The sequence below is a fragment of the Thalassolituus sp. genome (assembly GCF_984348125.1).
This window is the reverse complement of sequence record NZ_CFHJLR010000015.1, coordinates 29,206-51,390: the sequence shown is the minus strand read 5'-3', so window position 1 is coordinate 51,390 and position 22,185 is coordinate 29,206. Positions and strand designations below refer to the sequence as shown.

Genomic DNA, 22,185 nt, shown 5'->3' with positions numbered 1-22,185 from the left:
TGTACTGATGTTGCGCTCAGTCTGGACTCAGTTATGGATAACTCTGGTGGTAGCCACAGTGCTGCTCGCCTTTTATACCAGTCTCGGCCGACAGTTAATTCCGCTGATTGAAACTCAGAAGCCTGAGCTTGAGGCGCTGTTGCAACAGCAGCTAGGCTTGCCCGTCAGCGTTGGTACTCTTCAAGGTGACTGGAATCTTCTGTCACCGGTCGTGCGTCTGGAAGATATTCAGGTGGGTGGCGAAGATGAGACCCTTAGTGTTGGGCGCATTGAAGCCGAACTGGATATCAGCGCTACTGCATTTTATTTCTCCCCCGTTTTTAAGCGCATTCTTGTCGAAAACGTGCGTGCGCCTCTGACTGAGAATGAAGACGGCCAGTTATTTCTGGGTGAGCGGCCCTTAATTAATACCTCAAATATTACCGACCCAAAGACAGATAAGGCCGATAAAAAAGCGACACCGCGCTGGCTTGAATGGTTGGGCTATCAGCAGGCTGTGATTCTCAGTGATTGGGAAATTACCAATGCCCGCAGTAGTGGTTCGGAAACGCTCCTGATCCGTAAGGTGTTGTGGCGTAACCGGGGTGAGCAGCATGCACTTGAAGGTGACGTTGCCTGGGGGCGTGAAGAAATTGCCGATGTGTATGTGGGCGCCCAGCTGAAGGGCCCGTTGTGGCCGTGGGACGATCAGGAAGGTCAGATTTATCTGCGTGCCGATGAACAGCAGTGGACCCGCTGGATTCCGGAAGACCTGCCGCGGGAACTCTCGTTGCCGTCATTGCGTGGCAGTATGGAAGGGTGGTTGTCGATTGCTAATGGCGACCTCGATTCTATCTATGTGCGTGGTGAAGTACCGGAATTAATGTTGGATGCACCGGCTAAGCAGCTTGTGCTGACAGACGGGCAGCTGGAAATCTCAGGCGAGCGCAGTGATGAAGACTGGCACCTGAGCATTCGTCAGGAATTCACGCAGAATCTGCCGTTAAACGAACTGCGCCTTAGCTCAGTTCAACTCGATGACGAGCGTGGCTGGCACATAGGTATTCCTCGTGCCGACCTTCAGGACGTCAGTAATTTCATACTGGATTACAACTTGCTGCCCGAACGTTTCAGCCGGTATATCGAGAACCTTGAACCTGAAGGATTGGCAGAAAGCGTACGCATCAGTCTGGTGCCTGAAGTGGCTGAGACAGGTGAACGTGGTGTCGATATCCGGGCAGACCTGAGCGACATCTCGACCAAAGCGTTTATTGGTATTCCGGCCTTTACTGGTGCCGATGGGCATCTGCACTTGCAGCCGCAGGGTGGCGTCGCTCATATTGATGACCCTTCCCTCAGTATGCACCTTGATGGCGTCTACAATCCGACCTGGGATCTGACTGACGCCTCTGCGAGCTTCTATTGGGATATTCAGCCGGAGCTTTTCAATCTACGACTGGTCGACCTCGACGCCGGACTGCGTGATGCCCGTGTTCATGGCGACCTTGCGATTCGCCTGCCGCGACGCGATACGGATGTAGAAAGTCACCTTGCCTTGATACTTGGGATTGATAAGGCGGATATCCGCTTACAGGAAGACCTGGTTCCCGACATGCTCGACCCGTCCATTAATGAGTGGCTCGATGATTCCTTGCGAGGAGGAACAGCTTCTCAAGTCGGCTTTGTATTGAACGGCGTTATCGGGGGCGATATTCCAGACAACGGTCTGACTACGCAGCTTTATCTCGAAGCCGATAACGCCACCATCGATTATCTGGATGGCTGGCCTTCGGTGGCTGGTGTTAAAGGACGTGTATTTCTCGACAGCCCTGATCTGGATGCATGGATTGATGAAGGGCGCACTTTGGGTGGGCAACTGAGTCCGGGGGCGCGGGTTAAATTACGCGACACCCGTGCGGGTACCGAGCTATCCCTTAATGGTCATATCGAAGGTGACAGCAGTGAGGCGTTACTCTATTTGCAGGAGACACCACTGGCGGATCTGATTGATCGATCTCTTGATGATTGGCTGGCTACAGGCTCAGCAGCAACCGATCTCAGTCTGTCGATGATTCTTGGTGACGAAGATGCTACGCCCGATGTTGAGCTGCGCAGTGTGCTCCAGAATACCGGCATTACGCTCACGTCTGCAGACCTGAAATTCAGCGATCTGAATGGTGCGCTGACGTTTGATACCGATACCGGTTTATTCGCCGACAAACTCAGTGGACGTACTTTTGGTGGCGAGTTTACGCTGGATATTAATTCGGTCGCTACCGGCGACAGTTATCGGATTGATGGCGATGCCTCTGGTAGCGCTGACTGGCAATCGTTTAAACAATGGGCGGATTTATTTTTACTCGACCCGGTAAAAGGCCAGTTGAGCTATCGCGCCAGCCTGGGTATTGACCCCGCTGAAGACAATCCGTTTAACCTCCTGATTGAGTCCGACTTGCAGGGCACAGAGGTCTCCCTGCCTGCACCTATGGGTAAAGTATCGGAAGATAAGCGTCGTCTCACAGCCCTTGTGACACCGGGAGATACCATTGACGTTTCAGTGAATTATGACGATTTACTGAGTACGTCGGTGCGACTCGATGACGCGGGTGTAACCACAGGTGAAGTGGTGCTGGGTGGTGGCGAAGCGCGTATTGATGATAGCCCTGGCATTGATATTACAGGCCGGGTTCCGGGAACGGTGAATGTCTCAGACTGGTGGGATGTCTGGGATCGTATGATGCTGCTGGTGGAAAAAGCAGATGCCCGGGCGCTGGCTCAGGGTTTACCGACCGAGCTTCCTGAAAATACGCTTGGGAATACCAACCCGGTCAGTTCGGTTGAGCTGACTATCGACTCACTCGATGCATGGGATATTCCGATCGGAGCTACTCGTGTTTCGGGCGGCCAGGAGTTTGGTGAGTGGACGATCCAGCTCGCTAATGAAGTTGCTCGGGGCACGGTCGTTATCCGCGAAGACGACAATGATCCTCTGGTTCTGTTGATGGACTTTGTGCACGTACCTGAGCCCCAGGAACCGGTGCCTGAACAAACGATTGCGTCTGCAGCGGCCGAAACTTCAGCAACTGCTTCACAAAGTACAGACCCGATGGCGGAGTTTATCCCGGCAGATGTCAGCGCTATGGATATCACGATTCAGGAGCTTTATTACGGTACTCGTAACTTTGGTCGTTGGCAGGCGACAACGCGTCCGATTCCATCCGGGTTGAGCTTGCAGGTTCTCGACAGTGACATGAAGGGGATTAAACTTCAGGGAACACTGGACTGGGTTTTACGCGAAGGTCAGCATGCAACGCGTATGACGGAGTTTGATGTCCGTGCGAGTAAGGTCGCCGATATTCAGCGCGCCTTCCGTCTGCAACCTGTGGTTGAGGGCGATAAACTCACTGGCAAATTCAGCCTCGACTGGATTGGCTCGCCCGCTGGTTTTGACACCGAAACGTTAAATGGCAAAGCCAATTTCCGTATTACGAACGGACGTGTGAATGCAGAAGGAGCGGCGGCTCTGAAAGCCTTCGGTGCATTGAATTTCAATTCTATTTTCCGGCGTCTTCGTCTCGACTTTTCTGACCTTGTAGGCTCGGGGCTGGCATTCGATACCATGAAAGGTGCAGCGACTATCGAGCAGGGTGTGCTGACGTTAAGTGAGCCTATTACTGTTGATGGTCCGGGCGGTAAATTCCTGACCTCGGGTATGACAGACCTGAATACCACTGAGCTAGATATGAAGCTGGCGGTGACCTTTCCCGTGACTAATACCTTACCTCTGGTCGCCGTACTGGCGGGTTTTGCACCACCCGTCGCCGCATCTATCTACGTCACCGAACGACTCATCGGTGACGAATTGGAGCGCTTTACCAGTGCAAGTTATACCATCTCCGGGACCTGGCAGGAGCCGGACGTAAAACTGAATAAAGCCTTCGATAATGACGTTGAGGGCAAAAAGAGCCGGGGCTTTATGGATCGCGTACTGAGTATTTTTGGCTTGGGAGGAGATGACTGATGACAGGCAGAATTGCAGCGGTGCAATGCACCAGCGTCAGTGATCCGGAAAAGAATAAACGGGCGCTGTCGGTGTTGATTTCTGAAGCAGCTTCTCAGGGGGCAGATCTCGTGCTTCTGCCCGAAATGTGCCTGAGCATGAACAGTGATTATTATCAGGAGCTTGCTGAAGACAGCGCAACACTGGACTGGCTGGCAGCTCAGGCTGCCACCCATTCGTTGTGGCTGGTGGCTGGTGCTGTTCCTCAGCCAGCCCCGGGTGATGACGCCCGTGTTCGTTCTGCGTCACTGGTGTTTAACCCGGAAGGCGAGTTAGTTAAACGCTACGATAAAATTCATTTATTTGATGTCGACGTAGGGGATGCTCAGGGAAGCTACCGGGAGTCTGATACCTTTTCTTCGGGCAGTGACATCGTCAATATCGAAACACCTGTCGGCAATATCGGTCTGACGATTTGTTTTGATCTACGCTTCCCTGAACAGTATCAGGCTCTGCGTGACGCCGGTGCAGATATTATTCTTGTGCCAGCCGCCTTTACACATACTACGGGCGAGGCGCACTGGGAAATTCTGTTGAAGGCCCGGGCCATCGAAACGCAATGTTATGTACTCGCGGCTAACCAGTGTGGCTGGCATGACGACAAACGCCGCACTTGGGGGCACTCGATGATTATTGACCCCTGGGGTGAATCACTGGGAATGCTCCATGAGTCGCCGGGTGTGATTGTTGCCGACGTGGATCTGAAAGTGTTGGAAGACCTCAGAAAGAAAATGCCACTCACTCGTCCATAGTGAGTACTTTAAGCGACTGGCCTTGATGTCATCGTCAGACCAGTCGTTCGTAGAGCAGGCCGAGAACTAATATCAGTAAGATAAAAGAAACCCCTTGCCAGAACCTGACCGGATCTCGCTCCATCACCGGTGGGCGTGATTTCTGAAGGTAGACTGAATTCGGATTTCTCAGATCATAAATAAATTCAGCCGGTTCTTTGTAGCGCATCGCTCGTTTAGGGTGGACCGCCTTTTTAATCGCCTCATCAACCCAGACGGGAATAGCACGTCCGCAACTTCGCACAGAGGTGTAGTGCAGTTTATTCAGGTCCTTACGTTTGGTGATGCGGGCGACATCTGAGCCGTACGGTAAGCGCCCGGTCAGTAGTTCGTAAGTAATTGCACCGAGAGCGTACACATCGGATTCTGTAGAGCCCTGTGCTCCCAGAAAATATTCCGGGGCGGAGTATTGAGCCGTGCCAAGTAACGTCAGGCGCTCGAGCGGTGTATCTATTTCGGTGATGCCTGCTACCTGCGTCGAGCCAAAGTCCAGAATTCGCACGGTGCCATCATTGCCGATCATTAAATTATCGGGTTTAAGGTCCTGATGCAGCATTTCCAGGCGGTGAAAGGCCTGAACGCCACGGGCGGCCTGTTCCATAATTTCCCGGACCTGTTCGAGGGTCGGCTCCGGATGATCACGCATCCACTGGTCAAGTGTCTGGCCTTCGATGTATTCGGTGGTGACGTAAATAAAGTTGCGCACCCGATGCGATGGCCCCGGACGAACTACGTAAGGGCTGTCTATTCTTCTGGCAATCCAGTCTTCCAGCAGAAAGCGTTCAAGGTACGCCGTGTTGTCACGCAGCTCACCGGATGGCGTTTTCAGAATCAGCGTTTGTTCTGTCTCTGTGTCTTTTGCAAGATATACATGGCTGCGTGGGCTGCTGTGTATCTTGCGCAGAATGTTATAGCCGTCGAACTCATCGCGCGCCTTCAGAGAAGGAGGAAAGGGAAGTTCGGTGAGCTGTTGATGAACATCCTCTTTATTCTGATCAAGCAGGTGATCAATACGTAAAATCTGGATCGTCAGGTTGTCGTCACTGTTGTTATCCCGTGCGGCTTCGAGGATTTCTCGTGCGGCACGATCAAGATCCGATGAATATTTATTGATCGTACTGATGACCAGCTCGTCGCTGACGAACTCATAAATGCCATCGGTAGCACTGATAAAGATATCACCGACATTGACTGACAGAGACAGATAATCAATTTCTAGCTGGGTATCCATGCCTAAGGCACGGGTCAGGTAGCTTTGGTCTTCGGAGGTATAAAAACGATGGTCTGTGGTCAGTTGTTCCAGCTGTTTATCTGCAACACGGTAAACACGGCTGTCACCGACGTGAAAAATGTGGGCGGTACGGGATTTAATAACTAACCCATTAAAGGTGCAGACATAGCCTTTATTCGGGTCGTAGCTTCTCAGGTTTCTTCTGGCTTGTGCATGTAGCCATGAGTTTGTTGCCTCCAGTACCCTTAGCCCCGAGGTCTTTACTGTCCATGCTTCTGAGGTGCTGAAATAGTCACTGAGAAAGCTCTGAACAGCGGTAGCGCTGGCGTCATGACTGACGTTGCTGCTACTGATGCCATCGGCGAGAGCCATGGCTACGCCTTTGCTTTCGAGAAGAGGGAGCGTTGGTGTGTGAACGGCGTGAAAGTCCTGGTTAATGGCTTTGACGCCTTTATCGCTGCATTGCCCTGTGCTGACTTTCAGCTGCTCTGACATGGTGTTGCCTCGCAGAAAAAACAGATCTGCCTGTGCAAGGTGCACAGGCAGAGTGTATTGCTATCCGTCGAAGGGTAGCGATTACAGAGTACGGTCGGCACTCTGACGTACGTGTGTAAAGTACAGTGGCAGAGCGACGAACACAAAACCACCGACAAGGTTACCCAGTGCGGTAGGCAGTTCGTTCCAGATGATGTAGTCCATCACAGTAAAGTCACCGCCCATGATCATTGAGAATGGGAACAGGAACATGTTGACGATGGAGTGCTCGAAACCCATGAAGAAGAACAGCATGATTGGCATCCACATAGCGAACATTTTAGAGATCGCAGAAGTAGATATCATGGCGCCAACAACACCCATAGATACCATCCAGTTGCACAGCATGCCGCGGATGAAAATAGTCAGCCAGCCGTCTACGCCGTGCGATGCATAACCTACGGTACGTGATTCACCAATGGTTGATACTTTGGCTGCGATTGCGCCGCCGTCAGTGTTGTAGCCATAGGTCAGGATGAAAGAGATCATTACCGCAACAGACAGAGCACCCGCAAGGTTGCCGCAGAATACCAGGCCCCAGTTACGCAGCATCTGCGGAACGGTACAGCCAGGACGCTTGTCGATAATCGCCAGTGGCACCAGAGTGAATACACCGGTCAGCAGGTCGAACTTCATCAGGTAGAGCATGATGAAACCTACCGGGAACAGCACAGCCCCCAGAATTGGCGAACCACTTTTCATGGCGACGGTGATCGCGAATACAGCAGCCAGAGCCAGAATAGCCCCAGCCATAAAAGCACGGATCAACGTGTCTTTGGTCGACATGAATATCTTTTCTGCACCGCTATCCACCATTTTTGTGGCGAACTCAGAAGGCATTAAGTAGGACATAGCATTTCCTCATTATTTGGGGGTGTTCTATCGGCTTTAAAATGAAAAACGGCGTCGCCCCAGTCAGTGATTAACCGATGGGTATCGACGCCGTTATCGAATTTTTTCTGAATTTTTTAAGAGCCGCCGTTGGCTCAACAGGGATTTTGCAACCGTCGTGCCATGTTTAAAAAATGTCAATAAAACCCCATAAAAACAGTGGCTTAAGACAGGGGGTTAGATGCTCATTGAGTGTCGGGGAGAACCTGCGGTGCACGACGGTGCGATAGACAGGTGCATGCAAAACAAAAAATGCGCACTAAGTGCGCATCTTTATATAAGGGTAAGAGGGACGGGGGGATAACCTGATGAAGAGCTCAGGCGTTGCTGTCGATTTCTTTTATCAGCTGGAAGAGTTTCTTGAATGCCGTTCCCGGCTTTGGTGGCTCAGCCTGCATTTCTTTCTGCGCATTGCGCACAAGGTTGCGTAGTTGTTGCCGGTCTGTGTCTGGGTAGGTATCCAGAAATTCATTCATTGCCTTACCGTCATTGATAAGGCGATTACGCCACTGCTCCAACTGGCCTATCCGGCGACCGAAGGCCTCGCTAGAAGGATCGAGCATATCGATTGCTTCTTGAATCGCGTCGATATCTTCAGAGCGCATTAGTTTGCCGATGTATTGAAAGTGACGGCGGCGGGCTTCGTGTTTTTTAATACGACGGCTCTCTTCCAGCGCGGCCATTAGCACATCGGTAATCGGAAGGTCAGTCCATTTGGCAGGCGGAAGATTGCACAGAGTTTCTCCGAGTTCCTGATAGCGATGCATTTCACGCTTCATTTCAGTCTTACTGACCAGTTCGTATTCGATGTCGTCGTCTTCGTGGGTCATAAGAACTCCGGAGTATTCAGTGGTGATCAGCTCAGCGACTGGTCAGCTTACAGATAGAAGATTGTGGCGAGCCCGAGAAATGACAGGAAGCCGATCACGTCGGTGACGGTTGTCAGTACTACGCCACCGGCGAGTGCCGGGTCGATGCCACGGGCTTTGAGTATCAGTGGTAATGCCGCGCCCGTGACTGCAGCGACCAGTAAATTAATGATAATCGCAGCGCCGATAATGGCGGCGATGCCCGGATCGTTGAACCAGAGCAGAGTAATGACCGCGATGACAGCCGCCCAGAGCACGCCGTTAATGCCTGCGACGATAATTTCCCGGTTAAACAGCCAGCGGAAGTTTGCGCTGGAGAGATGCCCCAGTGCCTGCCCGCGAATAACCAGGGTCAGGACCTGACTGCCAGCGATGCCGCCCATACTGGCAACGATGGGCATCAGTACAGCAAGAGCGACCACCTGTTCGATGGTTTTATCAAACAGGCCGATGACGGCGGAGGCAGCCAGTGCCGTAAGCAGGTTAATGCCCAGCCAGACAGCTCGACGGCGGCTGGTTTTCAGCGCCGGAGCAAAGGTATCTTCTTCTTCATCCAGACCCACGGAACTCATCAGCGAGTGGTCCGCGGTTTCCCGGATAACGTCAACCACGTCATCGATGGTGATACGACCGATAAGTTTGCCCTCTGCATCGACAACCGGAGCCGATACAAGGTCGTGTCGTTCGAACAGTTTGGCAACGTCTGTGTCCTGCATGGTGGCAGGGATCACCCGGGCGTCGGTGGTCATCACCTCACGCACGGTCTGGTTGGGATCGCTGACAAGAAGCTTGTTGATGGTCAGGATGCCAATAAATTCGTTGTTCCGGTTTACGACCAGAAGGTTATCCGTCATTTCTGGCAGCGTCGGGTGGCGACGCAGGTAACGCATAACAACTTCGAGCGTGATGTCAGGACGGATGGTCACCGTATCGGTGTTCATCAGACCACCGGCGCTGTCCTCCGGGTAGCCCAGTACCTGTTCAAGACGGGTACGGTCCTGCTGGTCCATCGCGTCGAGTACTTCCTGGGTAACGCGTTCAGGAAGTTGCTGCAGGATGTCGGCGACGTCATCGGCGTCGAGGTCTGAAGTGATGTCGACCAGTTCTTCGGCACTCAGGTCCGACAGGAAGTGTGCCTGCAGGTCTTCGCTTAAGTACTGGAGTACTTCACCTTCGAGTTCTTTGTCGACCAGATCCCAGAGCACTTTACGTGCTTTCGGCGGGGACGACTCGATCAGGTGAGCAATATCGGCAGGCGCGAGACCAGAATTCAGGATGCGCTCTACTTTATTCAGGGCACCACTTTCCAGGGCAGCATTAAGGCTGTGGAGTTTTGCTTTTGCCTTTTCTGTGTGCTGAGCCATGGCCGGAATCCGGAGTAAATCGGGTTAACTGATTCTAGCCTGATTGCTCGGTTGATACCACGAAAGTACTCGCAGTTTTGGGCCTAATCAGCTGTTTTAGCGGGGATAATCGTGAAATTTTCCTGAGGGCTATTCTTCTTCATCGAAGCGACGATCAATGAGATCGGTAATGGCATCGACGGCAGCTCCTTCGTCACTGCCTTCCGCAGTCAGAATCAGTTCAGTGCCTTTGCTGGCAGCCAGCATCATGACGGACATAATGCTTTTGCAGTCGACCATACGCCCGTCCTGGCCAATCTTAAGCTGGCTGGAGAATGCTGACGCAGTAGATACCAGTTTGGCCGCTGCGCGGGCATGCAGGCCGAGTTTATTTATTATAAGAACGTTTTTCTGGATCATACGGTGTCCGGATTATGGAGTAGGCAGGTTCGCTGCTCGTGCGAGTTCACGATGACGCACCTGGACGTTCGGGTATTTCATTCGGTATTCGGTGGCGAGTTGCTCAGCCAGATAAACGGATCTGTGCTGACCGCCGGTGCAACCAATGGCGATCGTCATATAGCTGCGGTTAGCTTCGATCAGACGGTCAGTCCATTGCCCCAGAAAGTCGCTGATCGATTTTCGCATTTCACCGACGACGTCATAGCTGTTCAGGAATAATTGTACTTCGCTGTCGAGGCCTGTGAGCTTGCGCAGGTCTTCACTCCAGTACGGATTGGGCAGATGGCGCACATCGAACACGTAGTCTGCGTCGGTGGGGATACCATGCTTAAATCCGAACGATTCAAATAATATCGACATTTCACCGTTGGGGCGGTCTGCAACCCGCAGGCGAATCATGCTGCGCAACTCGTGAACTGACATGTGCGTTGTATCTAATGTCAGATCCGCCATGTTGGCGAGCGGATCAAGGAGGTCTTTCTCCTGATCGATGGCTTCTGCAAGTGACAGCTCGTGGGTTGTCAGCGGGTGCTTGCGTCGTGTCGCACTGAATCGCTGTAGCAGAACTTTTTCAGAGGCGTCGAGATAAACCACATCAAGCTGATAGTGATCATTAGGCAGGTCGAGCAGTAGCTTCTCTATCGGCTCTTCTGTGGCCGAGAGATTGCGAGCATCAATACTGACCGCAACCCGGGTCAGCTTGTCATTGGCGTCAGCCTGACTGGCAAGGGCAGGCAGTAGCCCGATGGGCAGGTTGTCGATGCAATAGAATCCAAGATCTTCGAGCACGTGCAGCGCACTCGACTTCCCCGATCCTGATCTTCCGCTGATGACTACCAGGCGCATATTCGACTCCGTGATTACTACCGCTCTGCGATCGCTCGCTGGAAAAGACGTTTGGCGTCTGGCGCGTTGCGCAAAGCTTCGCGATATTCCGCCTGATTAAAGTTACTGGCGAGTGTCGCCAGTATCTGAAGGTGTTCGTCGGTTGCTTCCTCGGGGACTAACAAAGCAAATACGAGGTCGACCGGATTACCATCGATAGAATCATAGTCTATCGGGGTATTTAATCTCAGAAGAACGCCCAGCGCTTTCTGGCACTGCAACAACCGGCAGTGCGGGATGGCAATACCTTCTCCTATCCCTGTGCTTCCCATGCGCTCGCGTGCTAACAGGCGTTCGTAGATATCGTCTGCGGAGGCATCGCCGATTTCTTCAGCAACCAGAGATGAAAGTTGTTCTAACAGTTTTTTCTTACTGGAAACGGTCACGTCAATGACGGACCGTTCCGGTGTGAGGATATCCTCAATACTCAAAGACATGCTTCAGCCTTGACCGTGTTGGCGCGCGACCTGCTTCTCTTTGTGCTTAAGAACCTGACGGTCCAGTTTGTCGACCATCTGATCAATGGCGGTGTACATGTCTTCGTTTTCTGCTTTCGCGTGCAGGTCGTGACCTGTGATGTGTATCGTCCCTTCGGCCGTCTGGCGATCTTTAACGACGGTCAACGTGATCTGACCTGTGGTGATGCTGTCGCTATGGCGCGTAAGCTTCGACATTTTATCTTCAACGTGCGCCTGCATCGCTTCCGTTACTTCTACATGATGACCACTGATATTGATTTGCATGCCAAGTCTCCTGTGTCGCTGGCGGTAGGTGAATCAGAATCTGTTCACATTGATATAACAGACTCTAAATCAACTGCTTACGTTCATTCGATGGTGGTATCAGCATAGCCTCGCGGTATTTCGCTACCGTGCGCCGTGCCACTTTGATGCCCTTTTCACCGAGCATCGTTGCTATCTTGTTGTCACTGAGTGGCTTACGCGTGTTTTCGTCCGCGATCAGTTTCTTGATCATCGCCCGGATAGCCGTCGATGAACACTCTCCGCCGCTGTCGGTGCTGACGTGGCTGGAGAAAAAGTATTTAAGCTCAAAAATCCCACGTGGGGTATGCATGTATTTCTGGGTGGTTACCCGAGAGATCGTCGACTCATGCATACCTACGGCTTCGGCGATGTCATGGAGCACAAGTGGCTTCATGCCTTCATCACCTTCTTCAAAGAAGTCTATCTGGAATTCAACAATTTTGGTTGCGACTTTGAGCAGAGTGTCATTGCGACTTTGCAGACTTTTAATAAACCAGCGTGCTTCCTGCAGGTGATCTTTGAGGAAGGTATTGTCAGCACTGCTGTCTGAGCGGCGAATCAGTGATGCGTAGTCGGCATTCACCCGCAGCTTGGGCGCAATCTCTGGATTCAGCTCAACACGCCACTCGTCTCTGATCTGGCGGACGATGACGTCTGGAATAACGTACTCGGATTCTTCTGAGGCAATGCCTGCACCCGGCTTCGGGTTAAGCTCTTTGATCAGTCGCATGACTGACTTGAGGTCATCTTCCTTCAATTTTGTGCGGCGCATCAGTGACTGATAGTCGCGACTACCGAGCAGGTCAATGTGATCACGTATGATCAGCTGCGCTTCGGTGAGCCAGGGGGTGCCCTGAGGCAGTTGATGCAGTTGCAGAAGCAGGCATTCGCGGAGGTCGCGGCAGAAAACACCCGCCGGATCAAATTGTTGCAGGCGATGAAGAACTGCCATCACTTCTTCTTCTTCGATTTCGAGTGACGGGTCCATCGCTTCAATGACGTCTTCAACTGTCGTGTGAAGGTAGCCATCATCGTCTACACCATCAATCAGCATGGTCGCAACTTCGCGGTCAGCATCTGACATTGGGGTCAGGTTTAGCTGCCAGAGCAGGTGATCCTGCAGATTGTCGCTGGTGGCGTAGCGGGAATCGTAGTCAAAGTCTTCGTCTACCGGCCCGGAGCTTGATGCGACTCCGGCGCTGACCTGATAGGTATCTTCCCACTGGCTATCTACAGGCAGGTCATCGGGCAGTTTCTCGCTCGACCATTGCTCATCGAGAGATTCCTGGCCGCTCTGATCGTCGTAGGAATTGTCATCGTAGGAATTGTCGTAATCCTGATTGTCAGAGCTGCTCTCACGGTCTTCGCGGCTGTCTCTGTCGTTGTTATCGGAATCAGAACTGCGGGAATCGTTGTCGGACTCGTTGCCTGAGTCGCTGTTGTCATCAAACTCTTCGCTTTCCAGCATTGGGTTGGAATCCAGCGCTTCCTGAATTTCCTGCTGAAGGTCCAGCGTTGAAAGCTGGAGGAGGCGGATGGCCTGTTGCAGCTGAGGCGTCATCGTCAGCTGCTGGCCCATCTTAATCTGAAGGGATGTCTTCATATAACTCGGTAATTACGACCTGAAAATCGAACCATCTTTTTGTTTGATGCACCTAGCATTATAGGCAAAGTCCTTGTGTATGGAACCTATTTTGCTTACCAGAGTAAATAGATAACTCTACAGTACGTGACATCGGTCAGAGTTTCAAAGACGGAAATCGTCCCCAAGGTAGACTTCGCGCACCTGCTCATTGGCAAGCACATCTTCAGCCGTGCCTTCGGCGATAATGTGGCCACCACCAACGATAAAAGCCTTTTCGCAAATAGCGAGGGTCTCACGCACGTTGTGGTCGGTAATCAGTACGCCGATGCCCCGCGCCTTGAGCTGACGGATAATATCCATGATGTCCGAGACTGAGATCGGGTCTACACCAGCAAAGGGTTCGTCGAGCAGAATGAACGAGGGCTCTGCAGCCAGCGCTCTGGCAATTTCGACACGACGACGCTCACCGCCGGATAGCGCCATGCCGGCGCTTTCGCGGATGTGTTGAATATGAAATTCGTTCAGTAGCTGCTCGAGCTGTTCAGTTCGCTGCTGGCGATTGAGATCTTTACGGGTCTCAAGAATGGCCATGATGTTATCTGCAACACTGAGCTTGCGGAAAATCGACGCTTCCTGCGGCAGGTAACCGATGCCTTTGCGGGCACGGCCGTGCATTGGCAGGTGGCTGATGTCTTCGTCGTCGATCATGATGCGACCACGATCGGCTTGCACCAGGTTAACAATCATATAGAAACAGGTCGTTTTGCCGGCGCCATTAGGGCCCAATAAACCAACGATCTGGCCGCTTTCAACGCGGATAGATACGTCTTTAACGACTTCGCGGCCGCCGTAACTTTTGGCCAGATGTTCTGCCTTCAGTGTTTTCATTCTGTCGCTGCTTCCGGAGATTCTGTCGTGTCAGACTCTGAGTCAGATTCGGACTCAGGTTTTGGCGGCTGGATAACGACTTTGATCCGGCCGGAGTCTTCATCTGTGCTGTCGGTCGACGACTCGGCGGTGGTGCCATCAGCACGCACGGTCTCTGTTGCCATGTCGTAGGTGATGCGTTCGCCGCTGAAAATATTGCCTTCCTGTTCCAGTTCAGCATCGCCAGTAATAATGATGCGGCGCTCGCTGGTGTAGTAATCGATGCGGTTGCCGAGGGCTGTGGTGAGCGGTTTACCGACCTCAATCTGCTGTTGGTAACGGGCACGGTCGCCTTCTGCGACGGCTTTTTCGAGGGTGTCGCCGTTGCGCAGAATCATCAGGCGGTCGGCTTCTATTTTCAGCGTGCCTTGGGTAAGAATGACATTGCCCTCGTACACAACTGTACCTGCGCGGCGGTCGATCTCTGCAGAATCTGACAGGATCGTCATTTCTTTCTGCCAGTCATCCGGCAATGCGACTGTGTAGCTTGCGATCACTGACAGCGACATCACGGCCAGTTTATTGAACAGGTTCATAAGTCGTACGGACTCCTGTTTTCAGTTCGAGGCGCTGACGTGTGGCGTCAAACATCATTCCGGTGCCAGTCATGCGGCTGTTTTCACCCGTCATGGTAACCAGCTCATCAGTCTCTGCGATCTTGTCATCAATATGATAGGTCAGCCTTGAGGTTTCAAGGCGCATCGGGTCACTGCTGTCGAGCGGCCTGATTAATATGTTGCCTGATAATTTCAGTGCCTGTTCGTTGCCGCGCATAACACCTTCGTCAGCGGTCAGTACCCAGTCGTCTTTTGAACTGACCAGAAGACGTGGCTCACTGAATACGGTGAGGTCGCCCTCGGGAAAGTGCTCTGATTTTGCGGCGTAAAAAGTATCGGCCAGTGAGCCGTCTTTTTCGTAGCGGCGACTGAACAGTACTTCGCCATAATAATCCGGCTCGCGAACGACCTGTTCGGTCGTTTGCCCGGTAATATCGCGGGTGTAGCGATCTACTGCCAGAAAGGCAACGCCGAAAAATGCGGTGACTAATAGCAGTAGATAGCGCTTACGCATCAGATGACGCCTGCTCGCAGAAGGTCGTGCATGTTAATAACACCGACGGTGCGGCCTTCGTCCTGCACGACGAGCGCGTTGATCTTGCCGTCTTCCATGATTTTCAGGGCTTCTGCTGCGAGCATGCCCGGTGAGGTCGTTTTACATTCAACCGTCATCACATCTTTGATGGTGGCATTACGGATATCGACACCATGGTCGATGGCACGACGAAGGTCACCATCGGTGAAGATACCGGCGAGCTTGCCGTCCGGGTCTGCGACTGTGGTCATGCCCAGCCCTTTTGAGGTGGCGATCAGCAGCGCTTCAGGCAGTGAGGTTTCCGGAGAGACAACTGGAATCTGCTCGCCACTGTGCATGATGTTTTCTACTTTCAACAGCAGACGACGACCGAGGCTACCGCCCGGGTGAGAAAATGCGAAGTCTTCGGCAGTGAACCCTTTTGCTTCCAGTAGGGCAATCGCCAGCGCATCGCCCATCACGAGTGCACACGTCGTCGAGGACGTCGGCGCCAGATCAAGAGGGCAGGCTTCCTGATCGACACCCGCATAAAGGTGGCTGTCTGCCGCTTTCGCCAGTGTGGATTCTTTATTCCCTGTCATGCTGATCAGCTGCGTACCCTGACGCTTCAGCAGTGGCAGCAGGCTGGTCACTTCGCTGGTTTCACCAGAGTTGGATAATGCAATGACAACGTCGGCAGCGGTGATCATCCCCATGTCACCGTGGCTGGCTTCGCCCGGGTGAACGAAAAAAGCAGGAGTGCCGGTACTGGCCAGTGTCGCTGCCATCTTGTTGCCAACGTGACCAGACTTGCCCATGCCGGTTACTACAACTCGACCACGGCACTGAATAATCAACTGGCAGGCGCGGGTGAAATTCTCATCCAGATGGTTGCTCAGTAGGCCAACCGCTTCCTGTTCGAGTTTTACCGTGCGGCGTGCGGAGTCAATAAAGTTAAAAGTCGTTGATTCAGTCATGCTTGATTTGCCAGAAATAAGGTGAACATGTAGCCGAGGTAGCCGGCAGTAAGAATGATGCCTGGGATACGTCCCAGCGTCCCTCTGCGATAACAGATAATAAAGAACAGCAGCAGGGCAAAGGTAACGCCAGCCATCACTATGTAGTCACGGTAAAGTGCCATTGGTTCAACGGCGGTGACCGCCAGTATCCCCGGGATCGGCATCACCGCGAGCAGGTTGAAAATATTTGAGCCAATGACATTACCGATAGCAATGTCATGGTGGCCTTTTAAAGCACTGGCGACGGACGCTGCAAGCTCGGGCAGGCTGGTGCCGATCGCAACGATAGTCAGACCAATCACAAGGTCAGACACACCAAAGGCCGTTGCGATACCGGTCGCACCCCAGACCAGAGCTTTCGAACTGGCCATCAGAGTGATCAGACCAACGATCAGCCAGAACACTGCTTTGCTGGTGGGTGTGCTTTCAATTTCGGCCGCTTCGTCTTCGTCGATCACAGATTCGCCGCTATCCGACGACTGCTGGAACATCAGGAAGAGAGCGAAGATCAGGGCTGCGATCAGGATCAGGGCGTCGACCAGATTCAGCTCAAGGTCGATCAGAACGACACCTGCGAGCAGGGTGATCATCATCAGCAGAGGGAGTTCTTTCTTGAGCAGGCCCTTCTGTAATGGGATCGGCGCGACAAGCGCGGTAATACCGAGTACCAGGGCGATGTTGGTGATGTTCGAGCCAATGGCGTTACCGATCGCCAGGTTGCCGGCGCCGTCGATCGAGGCCATGGCGGAGACAAACATCTCCGGTGCGGACGTGCCGATAGAGACAATGGTCAGACCAACCAGCATCTGAGACATGCCAAGGTGGCGGGCAGTGGCCGCGGCGCCGATAACGAACTTGTCGGCACTCCAGACAAGAAAAATCAGGCCAACGAGGATTGCGCCTATTTCGGGATACATAGCTAAAGATCACGCTCAGGAAATTAAGCCGCTCATTGTACCGGAGCGGTGAATCGGCGCAATTGCAACAGGATGTTCCGCTTGCCGGGCGGAATTGCCGTTGGTATGCCCAGAACAATCCGATATGCTAGCGGTCAGTTAAAGTACAGGGTAAATACAGGTCACCTGATGTCTAACAGCAATAACCACGTCGAAGTGAAGGATGTCACCTTTTATCGTGGTAAACGAAAGATCTACGACGGTCTGAACGTCGCCTTTCCCCGCGGCAAGATCACCGCAATCATGGGCCCCAGCGGCACCGGTAAAACGACACTGTTACGCATGATTGGTGGTCAGCTGAAAGCGGATTCCGGCGAAGTGCTGGTGGATGGCAGTAATGTCGGCACCATGAGTCGCGGAGACCTGTTTGAGCTGCGCAAAAACAAAATGGGTATGCTGTTTCAGACCAGTGGCCTGTTTACAGACCTCAATGTGTTCGACAACGTCGCTTTCCCGCTACGCACCCATACCGATCTGCCTGATGACATGATCCGCGATCTGGTTCTGATGAAACTTGAAGCTGTAGGCCTGCGTGGAGCGCGTGACCTGTTTCCGGCGGAGCTGTCCGGTGGCATGGTGCGCCGTGTTGCCTTAGCGCGCTCTATCGCGATGGACCCTGAGCTGATTATGTATGACGAGCCGTTTACCGGGCTCGATCCGATTTCTATGGGGATGATTCTGCGCCTGATCCGCGGTTTGAATGAAGCGCTCGGGCTGACCAGTTTGCTGGTGTCTCACGACGTTGAAGAGTCCTGTCAGATTGCCGATTACCTGTGCATCGTTTCAGGCGGAAAAGTCATCGGCTTTGGTACGCCAGATGAACTCAGAAATGGCGATAACGCCGAAGTACGTCAGTTCCTTAACGGTGATCCCGATGGCCCTGTGCCATTCCATTACCCGGCCGATGACTATCGCGCTGATTTATTTGCGGGAGAGGCATAATGCTTAAGCATGTTCGAAGCCTGGGACAGGTCGGCGTTCAGTCGATCCAGTCTATCGGTCGGGCCGGTATGCTGTTTATTCAGTCGGTGACCTGGGGTGGCCCGGGCAGCGCGGGTTTTCTTGATCTGATCCGACAGATTCACTCGGTTGGTGTGCGTTCACTGTCGATCATTATTGTTGCAGGTTTCTTTGTAGGAATGGTGCTTGCTCTGCAGGGCTACAACATTCTGGTGAAATTTGGTTCGGTTTCGGCGCTTGGGACTATGGTGTCTCTGACTCTTTTGCGTGAACTCGGCCCGGTGCTTGCGGCACTGTTGTTTGCCGGGCGGGCAGGCTCAGCCTTGACCGCAGAAATCGGTCTTATGAAAGCCACTGAGCAGCTGTCTGCCATGGAGATGATGGGCGTCGACCCGCTCAAACGTGTGATTACTCCACGACTCTGGGCTGGCGTTATCAGTGTTCCGATTCTGGCATTGTTATTCAGCACAGTAGGTATCTGGGGCGGTGCGTTTGTCGCTGTCGATATGCTGGGTCTGTATGACGGCGCCTACTGGAGCAACATGGCGAACACCGTTGAGTTTTACGAAGACGTTGTTCAGGGGCTGATTAAAGCCGCTGTATTTGGTGTGGTGGTGACATGGATTGCCGTCTATCAGGGCTACGACGCCGCACCGACATCCGAAGGTATTGGTAAGGCAACAACACAAACGGTAGTGATCTCATCACTGGCGATTCTTGGACTGGATTTTATATTGACTGCGGTCATGTTAGGAGGCGTGTAAAACATGCGTATGCGTAATGTCGAACTCATGGTCGGCGGCTTTATGGTAATGGGCATTGTTGCTCTTGTGTTGATGGCCCTGCGGGTCAGCGGTCTGTCCATGGATGCCGCTGGTGAAACCTACACAATCAAGGCGCGCTTCGAGAATCTGGGAGGCCTGACAGACCGTGCGAAAGTCTCGCTGGCGGGTGTCACTATTGGCCGTGTAACCAATATTACTCTGGATCAGGAGTGGTATGCGGCCGTGGTTGAAATGGAAATAGACAAGTCGATGGACACATTGCCCATCGATACCAGTGCGTCGATTCTTACGGCTGGCCTTCTGGGTGAAAAGTACATCGGTCTCAGCGTTGGTGCTGAAATTGACTACATGCAGGATGGTGACTGGGTTCAGGATACGCAGTCTGCTGTTGTACTCGAAGAGCTGATCAGCCGCTTCCTGTTCAATAAGGCAGAGGGCGAATGACCGCGCCCTCGTTATCGGTCGCTGCCAGCGGAGAAATCCGGGTCGAAGGTGACCTGACGCTGCATACCGTAGCCAGCCTGGTTAAGCCTGGCCACGACGCTATCGCTCAGGCAAATGGTAGGGTCATTATTGATTTTGCTGCCGTGAGCCGTTTCAGTAGTGCAGGCGTTGCTCTGATCCTGAATTGGCTCCGCGCTGCCGAGGCCCGCAAGGTCGCGCTAACGATCAAAAATCCGCCGGCGGACCTGCCTGCCATTATCGAGGTCTGTGATCTCGATGAGGTTTTCGGGCCAGTCCTGTCAGGTTCTGACCTGCCGGAGTAAGTCAGTACTTCGGTTCAGCGCCTAAATCCGCTATGATTGTGCGCTTTCTGAACTGAGTGGTAGTTACAATATGTCCTCGGATATTACCCCGAACGAAATCCTGGAAGTGTTACAGGCTGAAGCCCCGGATGTTACCTGGTCTGTCGTTGACGGCTACGTAAAGGAAATCACCGGTGTCGGGGAGGTTTTCGAAGGCCTGAACGCAGTGAAGCGTCAGCAGTTCGTCTACAAAATTCTGAATCCCTATATCGTTGATGGTCGGCTTCATGCAGTGTCCATCCAGACTTATACGCCTGCTGAAAAAGCCTGAGCGTGAGACCCTGAAATGGAAAAACTGAGAATCGAGGGCGGAAACCGCCTCGACGGCGAAGTCCGTATTTCCGGCGCAAAGAACTCGGCCCTGCCTATTCTGGCGGCTACCCTTCTGGCCGAAGGCCCGATGCAGGTCGGTAACCTGCCGCACCTGCACGACATCACCACCATGCTCGAGTTACTTGGTCGTATGGGCGTAAGTGTCGCTATTAATGAAGATATGTCGGTAGAAACCGTCTGTGGTGAGCTGAACAGTCTGGTCGCGCCTTATGATCTGGTGCGTACGATGCGTGCATCGATTCTTGTGCTTGGTCCACTGCTTGCGCGTTATGGCGAAGCAGAGGTATCGCTGCCTGGTGGTTGTGCCATTGGTTCCCGTCCGGTGGATCTGCACCTGCGCGGTATGGAAGCATTAGGCGCTAAGGTCGAAGTGCTTGAAGGTTACGTTAAAGCCTGGGCACCTGAAGGCCGCTTAAAAGGCGCCAATATTTTTCTCGATACGGTGACGGTTACCGGTACTGAGAACATTATGATGGCCGCCGTACTCGCCGACGGTAAAACCGTCATCGAAAATGCCGCGCGCGAGCCGGAAGTTGTCGATCTGGCAAACTGCCTGAACGCCATGGGCGCTAAGATTACCGGCGCAGGCACCGACACCATGGAAATCGAAGGCGTCGAAAGACTGCATGGCTGTGAATTTAATGTCCTGCCAGATCGTATCGAGACCGGCACCTTTCTGGTGGCCGCGGCCGTAACTGGCGGTCGTGTTCTGTGCAAAGACACTGATCCGGTTCTGCTGGAAGCGGTTCTGCATAAGCTGCAGGAAGCGGGCGCCGAGATCAAAACCGGTGATGACTGGATCGAGCTGGATATGCACGGCAAGCGCCCGAAAGCGGTGAATATCCGCACGGCACCGCACCCAGCGTTCCCGACGGATATGCAGGCACAGTTTGTTGTGCTGAATGCCGTTGCCGAAGGTACGGGCACCGTGATCGAAACTATTTTTGAAAACCGCTTTATGCACGCCCAGGAACTGGTGCGTATGGGCGCAGACATCAGTGTTGAAGGGAATACTGCGGTGGTTGTCGGTAAAGATACCCTGAGTGCGGCGCCGGTCATGGCGACCGACCTGCGTGCATCGGCGTCACTGGTCATTGCGGCACTGGTTGCTGAAGGCGCAACGGATGTGAACCGTATTTACCATATTGACCGTGGTTACGAATGTATTGAAGAAAAGTTTCAGCAGCTCGGTGCGAATATCCGCCGACTGCCGGCCTGATGGCCACTATTGAAAGCCGTGACTGACACGCGAGTGAACTAAAGAGGATCAGCAAGACCATGACTCAGCCTTTGACTATTGCTCTCTCAAAAGGGCGCATTCTGGATGACACACTTCCCCTGTTGGCGGAAGCAGGTATTCATCCGGCTGAAGATCTGAAGAAAAGTCGGAAGCTGATCTTCGACACTAATCATGAGCACATCAAGCTGGTGGTCATTCGTGCGACCGACGTCCCGACCTACGTGGAATACGGTGCGGCGGATCTAGGCGTTGCCGGTAAAGACGTATTGATGGAATACAACAGCACCAACCTGTGTGAGCCACTGGATCTGAACATCGCGACCTGTCGTCTGATGACGGCTGCGCTTAAAGATGCAGAATTGCCAGCCGGGCGCTTAAAAGTAGCGACCAAGTTCGTCAACGTGGCGAAACGCTACTTTGCCGAGCAGGGCCGTCAGGTCGATATTATTAAGCTTTACGGTGGAATGGAGCTGGCGCCAATCATGGGGCTGGCGGATCTGATCGTGGATATTGTCGATACCGGTAATACCCTCAAGGCAAACGGCCTGGAGCCGTGCGAACTGATTGCTCCAATCAGCTCACGACTGGTCGCATCGCGTGCCTCAATGAAAGTAAAATATGACCAGATCCAACCCATTATTGATCAGATGGCTGCCGCCGTTGAGCGTCAGCGTAACGCCTGAGGAGCACCGGT

Annotated in this window: 23 protein-coding genes; 9 read left to right on the top strand and 14 right to left on the bottom strand. The window is 53.0% G+C overall.

Going from position 1 to position 22,185, the window contains the following annotated elements:
• Positions 1-7: 7 nt before the first annotated feature.
• Together AC5E51_RS11660 and AC5E51_RS11655 are read left to right on the top strand one after the other, a co-directional pair.
• Entirely contained in the window at positions 8-4,000 is a 3,993-nt protein-coding gene (locus AC5E51_RS11660; protein WP_491778617.1) for a YhdP family protein, read from the top strand.
• Positions 4,000-4,791, top strand: a complete 792-nt coding sequence (locus AC5E51_RS11655; RefSeq protein WP_491778616.1) for a carbon-nitrogen hydrolase family protein — start codon at positions 4,000-4,002, stop codon at positions 4,789-4,791. The genes AC5E51_RS11660 and AC5E51_RS11655 overlap by 1 nt, the downstream gene beginning before the upstream one ends.
• 34 nt (positions 4,792-4,825) lie before the next feature.
• Here the strand turns inward: AC5E51_RS11655 and AC5E51_RS11650 are convergent, their stop codons facing one another.
• From AC5E51_RS11650 to AC5E51_RS11585, 14 genes are all read right to left on the bottom strand, one after another.
• Positions 4,826-6,556, bottom strand: coding sequence for a bifunctional protein-serine/threonine kinase/phosphatase (locus AC5E51_RS11650; protein ID WP_068435632.1), 1,731 nt, complete (start codon positions 6,554-6,556; stop codon positions 4,826-4,828).
• A gap of 81 nt (positions 6,557-6,637) precedes the next feature.
• Positions 6,638-7,447, bottom strand: a complete 810-nt coding sequence (locus AC5E51_RS11645) for a formate/nitrite transporter family protein (protein WP_068435634.1) — start codon at positions 7,445-7,447, stop codon at positions 6,638-6,640.
• Positions 7,448-7,803: 356 nt separating this feature from the next.
• Positions 7,804-8,316 (bottom strand): ribosome biogenesis factor YjgA, encoded by a 513-nt coding sequence (gene yjgA / locus AC5E51_RS11640; RefSeq protein WP_297530696.1) that lies wholly within the window; start codon positions 8,314-8,316, stop codon positions 7,804-7,806.
• Between the two features lie 47 nt (positions 8,317-8,363).
• Positions 8,364-9,719 (bottom strand): magnesium transporter, encoded by a 1,356-nt coding sequence (mgtE, locus tag AC5E51_RS11635; protein ID WP_301378323.1) that lies wholly within the window; start codon positions 9,717-9,719, stop codon positions 8,364-8,366.
• Positions 9,720-9,848: 129 nt separating this feature from the next.
• Positions 9,849-10,118: an HPr family phosphocarrier protein gene (locus AC5E51_RS11630; protein ID WP_491778615.1), complete on the bottom strand. Its 270-nt coding sequence runs from the start codon at positions 10,116-10,118 to the stop codon at positions 9,849-9,851.
• Between the two features lie 12 nt (positions 10,119-10,130).
• Complete coding sequence (gene rapZ / locus AC5E51_RS11625) at positions 10,131-11,006, bottom strand: RNase adapter RapZ (RefSeq protein WP_297530690.1); 876 nt, start codon at positions 11,004-11,006, stop codon at positions 10,131-10,133.
• Positions 11,007-11,023: 17 nt separating this feature from the next.
• Complete coding sequence (gene ptsN / locus AC5E51_RS11620) at positions 11,024-11,482, bottom strand: PTS IIA-like nitrogen regulatory protein PtsN (protein ID WP_301181723.1); 459 nt, start codon at positions 11,480-11,482, stop codon at positions 11,024-11,026.
• 3 nt (positions 11,483-11,485) lie between these two features.
• Positions 11,486-11,788, bottom strand: a complete 303-nt coding sequence (hpf, locus tag AC5E51_RS11615; protein ID WP_301181724.1) for a ribosome hibernation-promoting factor, HPF/YfiA family — start codon at positions 11,786-11,788, stop codon at positions 11,486-11,488.
• A 64-nt stretch (positions 11,789-11,852) separates the two neighbouring features.
• On the bottom strand, positions 11,853-13,412 hold the full coding sequence (locus AC5E51_RS11610; RefSeq protein WP_301378329.1) for an RNA polymerase factor sigma-54: 1,560 nt from the start codon (positions 13,410-13,412) through the stop codon (positions 11,853-11,855).
• 144 nt (positions 13,413-13,556) lie between these two features.
• Positions 13,557-14,282, bottom strand: coding sequence for an LPS export ABC transporter ATP-binding protein (gene lptB / locus AC5E51_RS11605; protein ID WP_491778614.1), 726 nt, complete (start codon positions 14,280-14,282; stop codon positions 13,557-13,559).
• Positions 14,279-14,857 carry a lipopolysaccharide transport periplasmic protein LptA gene (lptA, locus tag AC5E51_RS11600; RefSeq protein WP_068437162.1) on the bottom strand — a complete coding sequence of 193 codons (579 nt, stop codon included), beginning with the start codon at positions 14,855-14,857 and terminating at the stop codon, positions 14,279-14,281. Before lptA ends, lptB begins: the two co-directional genes overlap by 4 nt.
• Positions 14,841-15,392, bottom strand: a complete 552-nt coding sequence (gene lptC, locus AC5E51_RS11595) for an LPS export ABC transporter periplasmic protein LptC (RefSeq protein WP_068437165.1) — start codon at positions 15,390-15,392, stop codon at positions 14,841-14,843. Before lptC ends, lptA begins: the two co-directional genes overlap by 17 nt.
• The gene (locus AC5E51_RS11590) at positions 15,392-16,369 is read right to left on the bottom strand and encodes a KpsF/GutQ family sugar-phosphate isomerase (protein WP_301378332.1); all 978 of its coding nucleotides are present in this window, start codon (positions 16,367-16,369) and stop codon (positions 15,392-15,394) included. Before AC5E51_RS11590 ends, lptC begins: the two co-directional genes overlap by 1 nt.
• Positions 16,366-17,328 carry a calcium/sodium antiporter gene (locus AC5E51_RS11585; RefSeq protein ID WP_068437169.1) on the bottom strand — a complete coding sequence of 321 codons (963 nt, stop codon included), beginning with the start codon at positions 17,326-17,328 and terminating at the stop codon, positions 16,366-16,368. The genes AC5E51_RS11590 and AC5E51_RS11585 overlap by 4 nt, the downstream gene beginning before the upstream one ends.
• A 168-nt stretch (positions 17,329-17,496) precedes the next feature.
• Here AC5E51_RS11585 and AC5E51_RS11580 point away from each other — a divergent pair, with 168 nt between their 5' ends.
• From AC5E51_RS11580 to hisG, 7 genes are all read left to right on the top strand, one after another.
• Positions 17,497-18,309, top strand: coding sequence for an ATP-binding cassette domain-containing protein (locus AC5E51_RS11580; protein WP_068437381.1), 813 nt, complete (start codon positions 17,497-17,499; stop codon positions 18,307-18,309).
• The gene (mlaE, locus tag AC5E51_RS11575; RefSeq protein WP_297530666.1) at positions 18,309-19,091 is read left to right on the top strand and encodes a lipid asymmetry maintenance ABC transporter permease subunit MlaE; all 783 of its coding nucleotides are present in this window, start codon (positions 18,309-18,311) and stop codon (positions 19,089-19,091) included. The genes AC5E51_RS11580 and mlaE overlap by 1 nt, the downstream gene beginning before the upstream one ends.
• 3 nt (positions 19,092-19,094) lie before the next feature.
• On the top strand, positions 19,095-19,556 hold the full coding sequence (mlaD, locus tag AC5E51_RS11570; RefSeq protein ID WP_297530665.1) for an outer membrane lipid asymmetry maintenance protein MlaD: 462 nt from the start codon (positions 19,095-19,097) through the stop codon (positions 19,554-19,556).
• Complete coding sequence (locus AC5E51_RS11565) at positions 19,553-19,879, top strand: STAS domain-containing protein (RefSeq protein ID WP_297530664.1); 327 nt, start codon at positions 19,553-19,555, stop codon at positions 19,877-19,879. Before mlaD ends, AC5E51_RS11565 begins: the two co-directional genes overlap by 4 nt.
• 70 nt (positions 19,880-19,949) lie before the next feature.
• Positions 19,950-20,189 (top strand): BolA family protein, encoded by a 240-nt coding sequence (locus tag AC5E51_RS11560; protein ID WP_068436037.1) that lies wholly within the window; start codon positions 19,950-19,952, stop codon positions 20,187-20,189.
• 15 nt (positions 20,190-20,204) lie between these two features.
• Complete coding sequence (murA, locus tag AC5E51_RS11555; RefSeq protein WP_297530663.1) at positions 20,205-21,470, top strand: UDP-N-acetylglucosamine 1-carboxyvinyltransferase; 1,266 nt, start codon at positions 20,205-20,207, stop codon at positions 21,468-21,470.
• A gap of 59 nt (positions 21,471-21,529) precedes the next feature.
• Positions 21,530-22,174, top strand: a complete 645-nt coding sequence (gene hisG, locus AC5E51_RS11550) for an ATP phosphoribosyltransferase (RefSeq protein ID WP_068437180.1) — start codon at positions 21,530-21,532, stop codon at positions 22,172-22,174.
• Positions 22,175-22,185 lie beyond the last annotated feature (11 nt).

Bases quoted from the DNA above. Each gene is read 5' to 3' on its own strand.
- AC5E51_RS11660 (WP_491778617.1), top strand. From the start codon at position 8: ATGTTGCGCTCAGTCTGGACTCAGTTATGGATAACTCTGGTGGTAGCC.
- AC5E51_RS11655 (WP_491778616.1), top strand. From the start codon at position 4,000: ATGACAGGCAGAATTGCAGCGGTGCAATGCACCAGCGTCAGTGATCCG.
- AC5E51_RS11650 (WP_068435632.1), bottom strand. From the start codon at position 6,556: ATGTCAGAGCAGCTGAAAGTCAGCACAGGGCAATGCAGCGATAAAGGC.
- AC5E51_RS11645 (WP_068435634.1), bottom strand. From the start codon at position 7,447: ATGTCCTACTTAATGCCTTCTGAGTTCGCCACAAAAATGGTGGATAGC.
- yjgA (WP_297530696.1), bottom strand. From the start codon at position 8,316: ATGACCCACGAAGACGACGACATCGAATACGAACTGGTCAGTAAGACT.
- mgtE (WP_301378323.1), bottom strand. From the start codon at position 9,719: ATGGCTCAGCACACAGAAAAGGCAAAAGCAAAACTCCACAGCCTTAAT.
- AC5E51_RS11630 (WP_491778615.1), bottom strand. From the start codon at position 10,118: ATGATCCAGAAAAACGTTCTTATAATAAATAAACTCGGCCTGCATGCC.
- rapZ (WP_297530690.1), bottom strand. From the start codon at position 11,006: ATGCGCCTGGTAGTCATCAGCGGAAGATCAGGATCGGGGAAGTCGAGT.
- ptsN (WP_301181723.1), bottom strand. From the start codon at position 11,482: ATGTCTTTGAGTATTGAGGATATCCTCACACCGGAACGGTCCGTCATT.
- hpf (WP_301181724.1), bottom strand. From the start codon at position 11,788: ATGCAAATCAATATCAGTGGTCATCATGTAGAAGTAACGGAAGCGATG.
- AC5E51_RS11610 (WP_301378329.1), bottom strand. From the start codon at position 13,412: ATGAAGACATCCCTTCAGATTAAGATGGGCCAGCAGCTGACGATGACG.
- lptB (WP_491778614.1), bottom strand. From the start codon at position 14,282: ATGAAAACACTGAAGGCAGAACATCTGGCCAAAAGTTACGGCGGCCGC.
- lptA (WP_068437162.1), bottom strand. From the start codon at position 14,857: ATGAACCTGTTCAATAAACTGGCCGTGATGTCGCTGTCAGTGATCGCA.
- lptC (WP_068437165.1), bottom strand. From the start codon at position 15,392: ATGCGTAAGCGCTATCTACTGCTATTAGTCACCGCATTTTTCGGCGTT.
- AC5E51_RS11590 (WP_301378332.1), bottom strand. From the start codon at position 16,369: ATGACTGAATCAACGACTTTTAACTTTATTGACTCCGCACGCCGCACG.
- AC5E51_RS11585 (WP_068437169.1), bottom strand. From the start codon at position 17,328: ATGTATCCCGAAATAGGCGCAATCCTCGTTGGCCTGATTTTTCTTGTC.
- AC5E51_RS11580 (WP_068437381.1), top strand. From the start codon at position 17,497: ATGTCTAACAGCAATAACCACGTCGAAGTGAAGGATGTCACCTTTTAT.
- mlaE (WP_297530666.1), top strand. From the start codon at position 18,309: ATGCTTAAGCATGTTCGAAGCCTGGGACAGGTCGGCGTTCAGTCGATC.
- mlaD (WP_297530665.1), top strand. From the start codon at position 19,095: ATGCGTATGCGTAATGTCGAACTCATGGTCGGCGGCTTTATGGTAATG.
- AC5E51_RS11565 (WP_297530664.1), top strand. From the start codon at position 19,553: ATGACCGCGCCCTCGTTATCGGTCGCTGCCAGCGGAGAAATCCGGGTC.
- AC5E51_RS11560 (WP_068436037.1), top strand. From the start codon at position 19,950: ATGTCCTCGGATATTACCCCGAACGAAATCCTGGAAGTGTTACAGGCT.
- murA (WP_297530663.1), top strand. From the start codon at position 20,205: ATGGAAAAACTGAGAATCGAGGGCGGAAACCGCCTCGACGGCGAAGTC.
- hisG (WP_068437180.1), top strand. From the start codon at position 21,530: ATGACTCAGCCTTTGACTATTGCTCTCTCAAAAGGGCGCATTCTGGAT.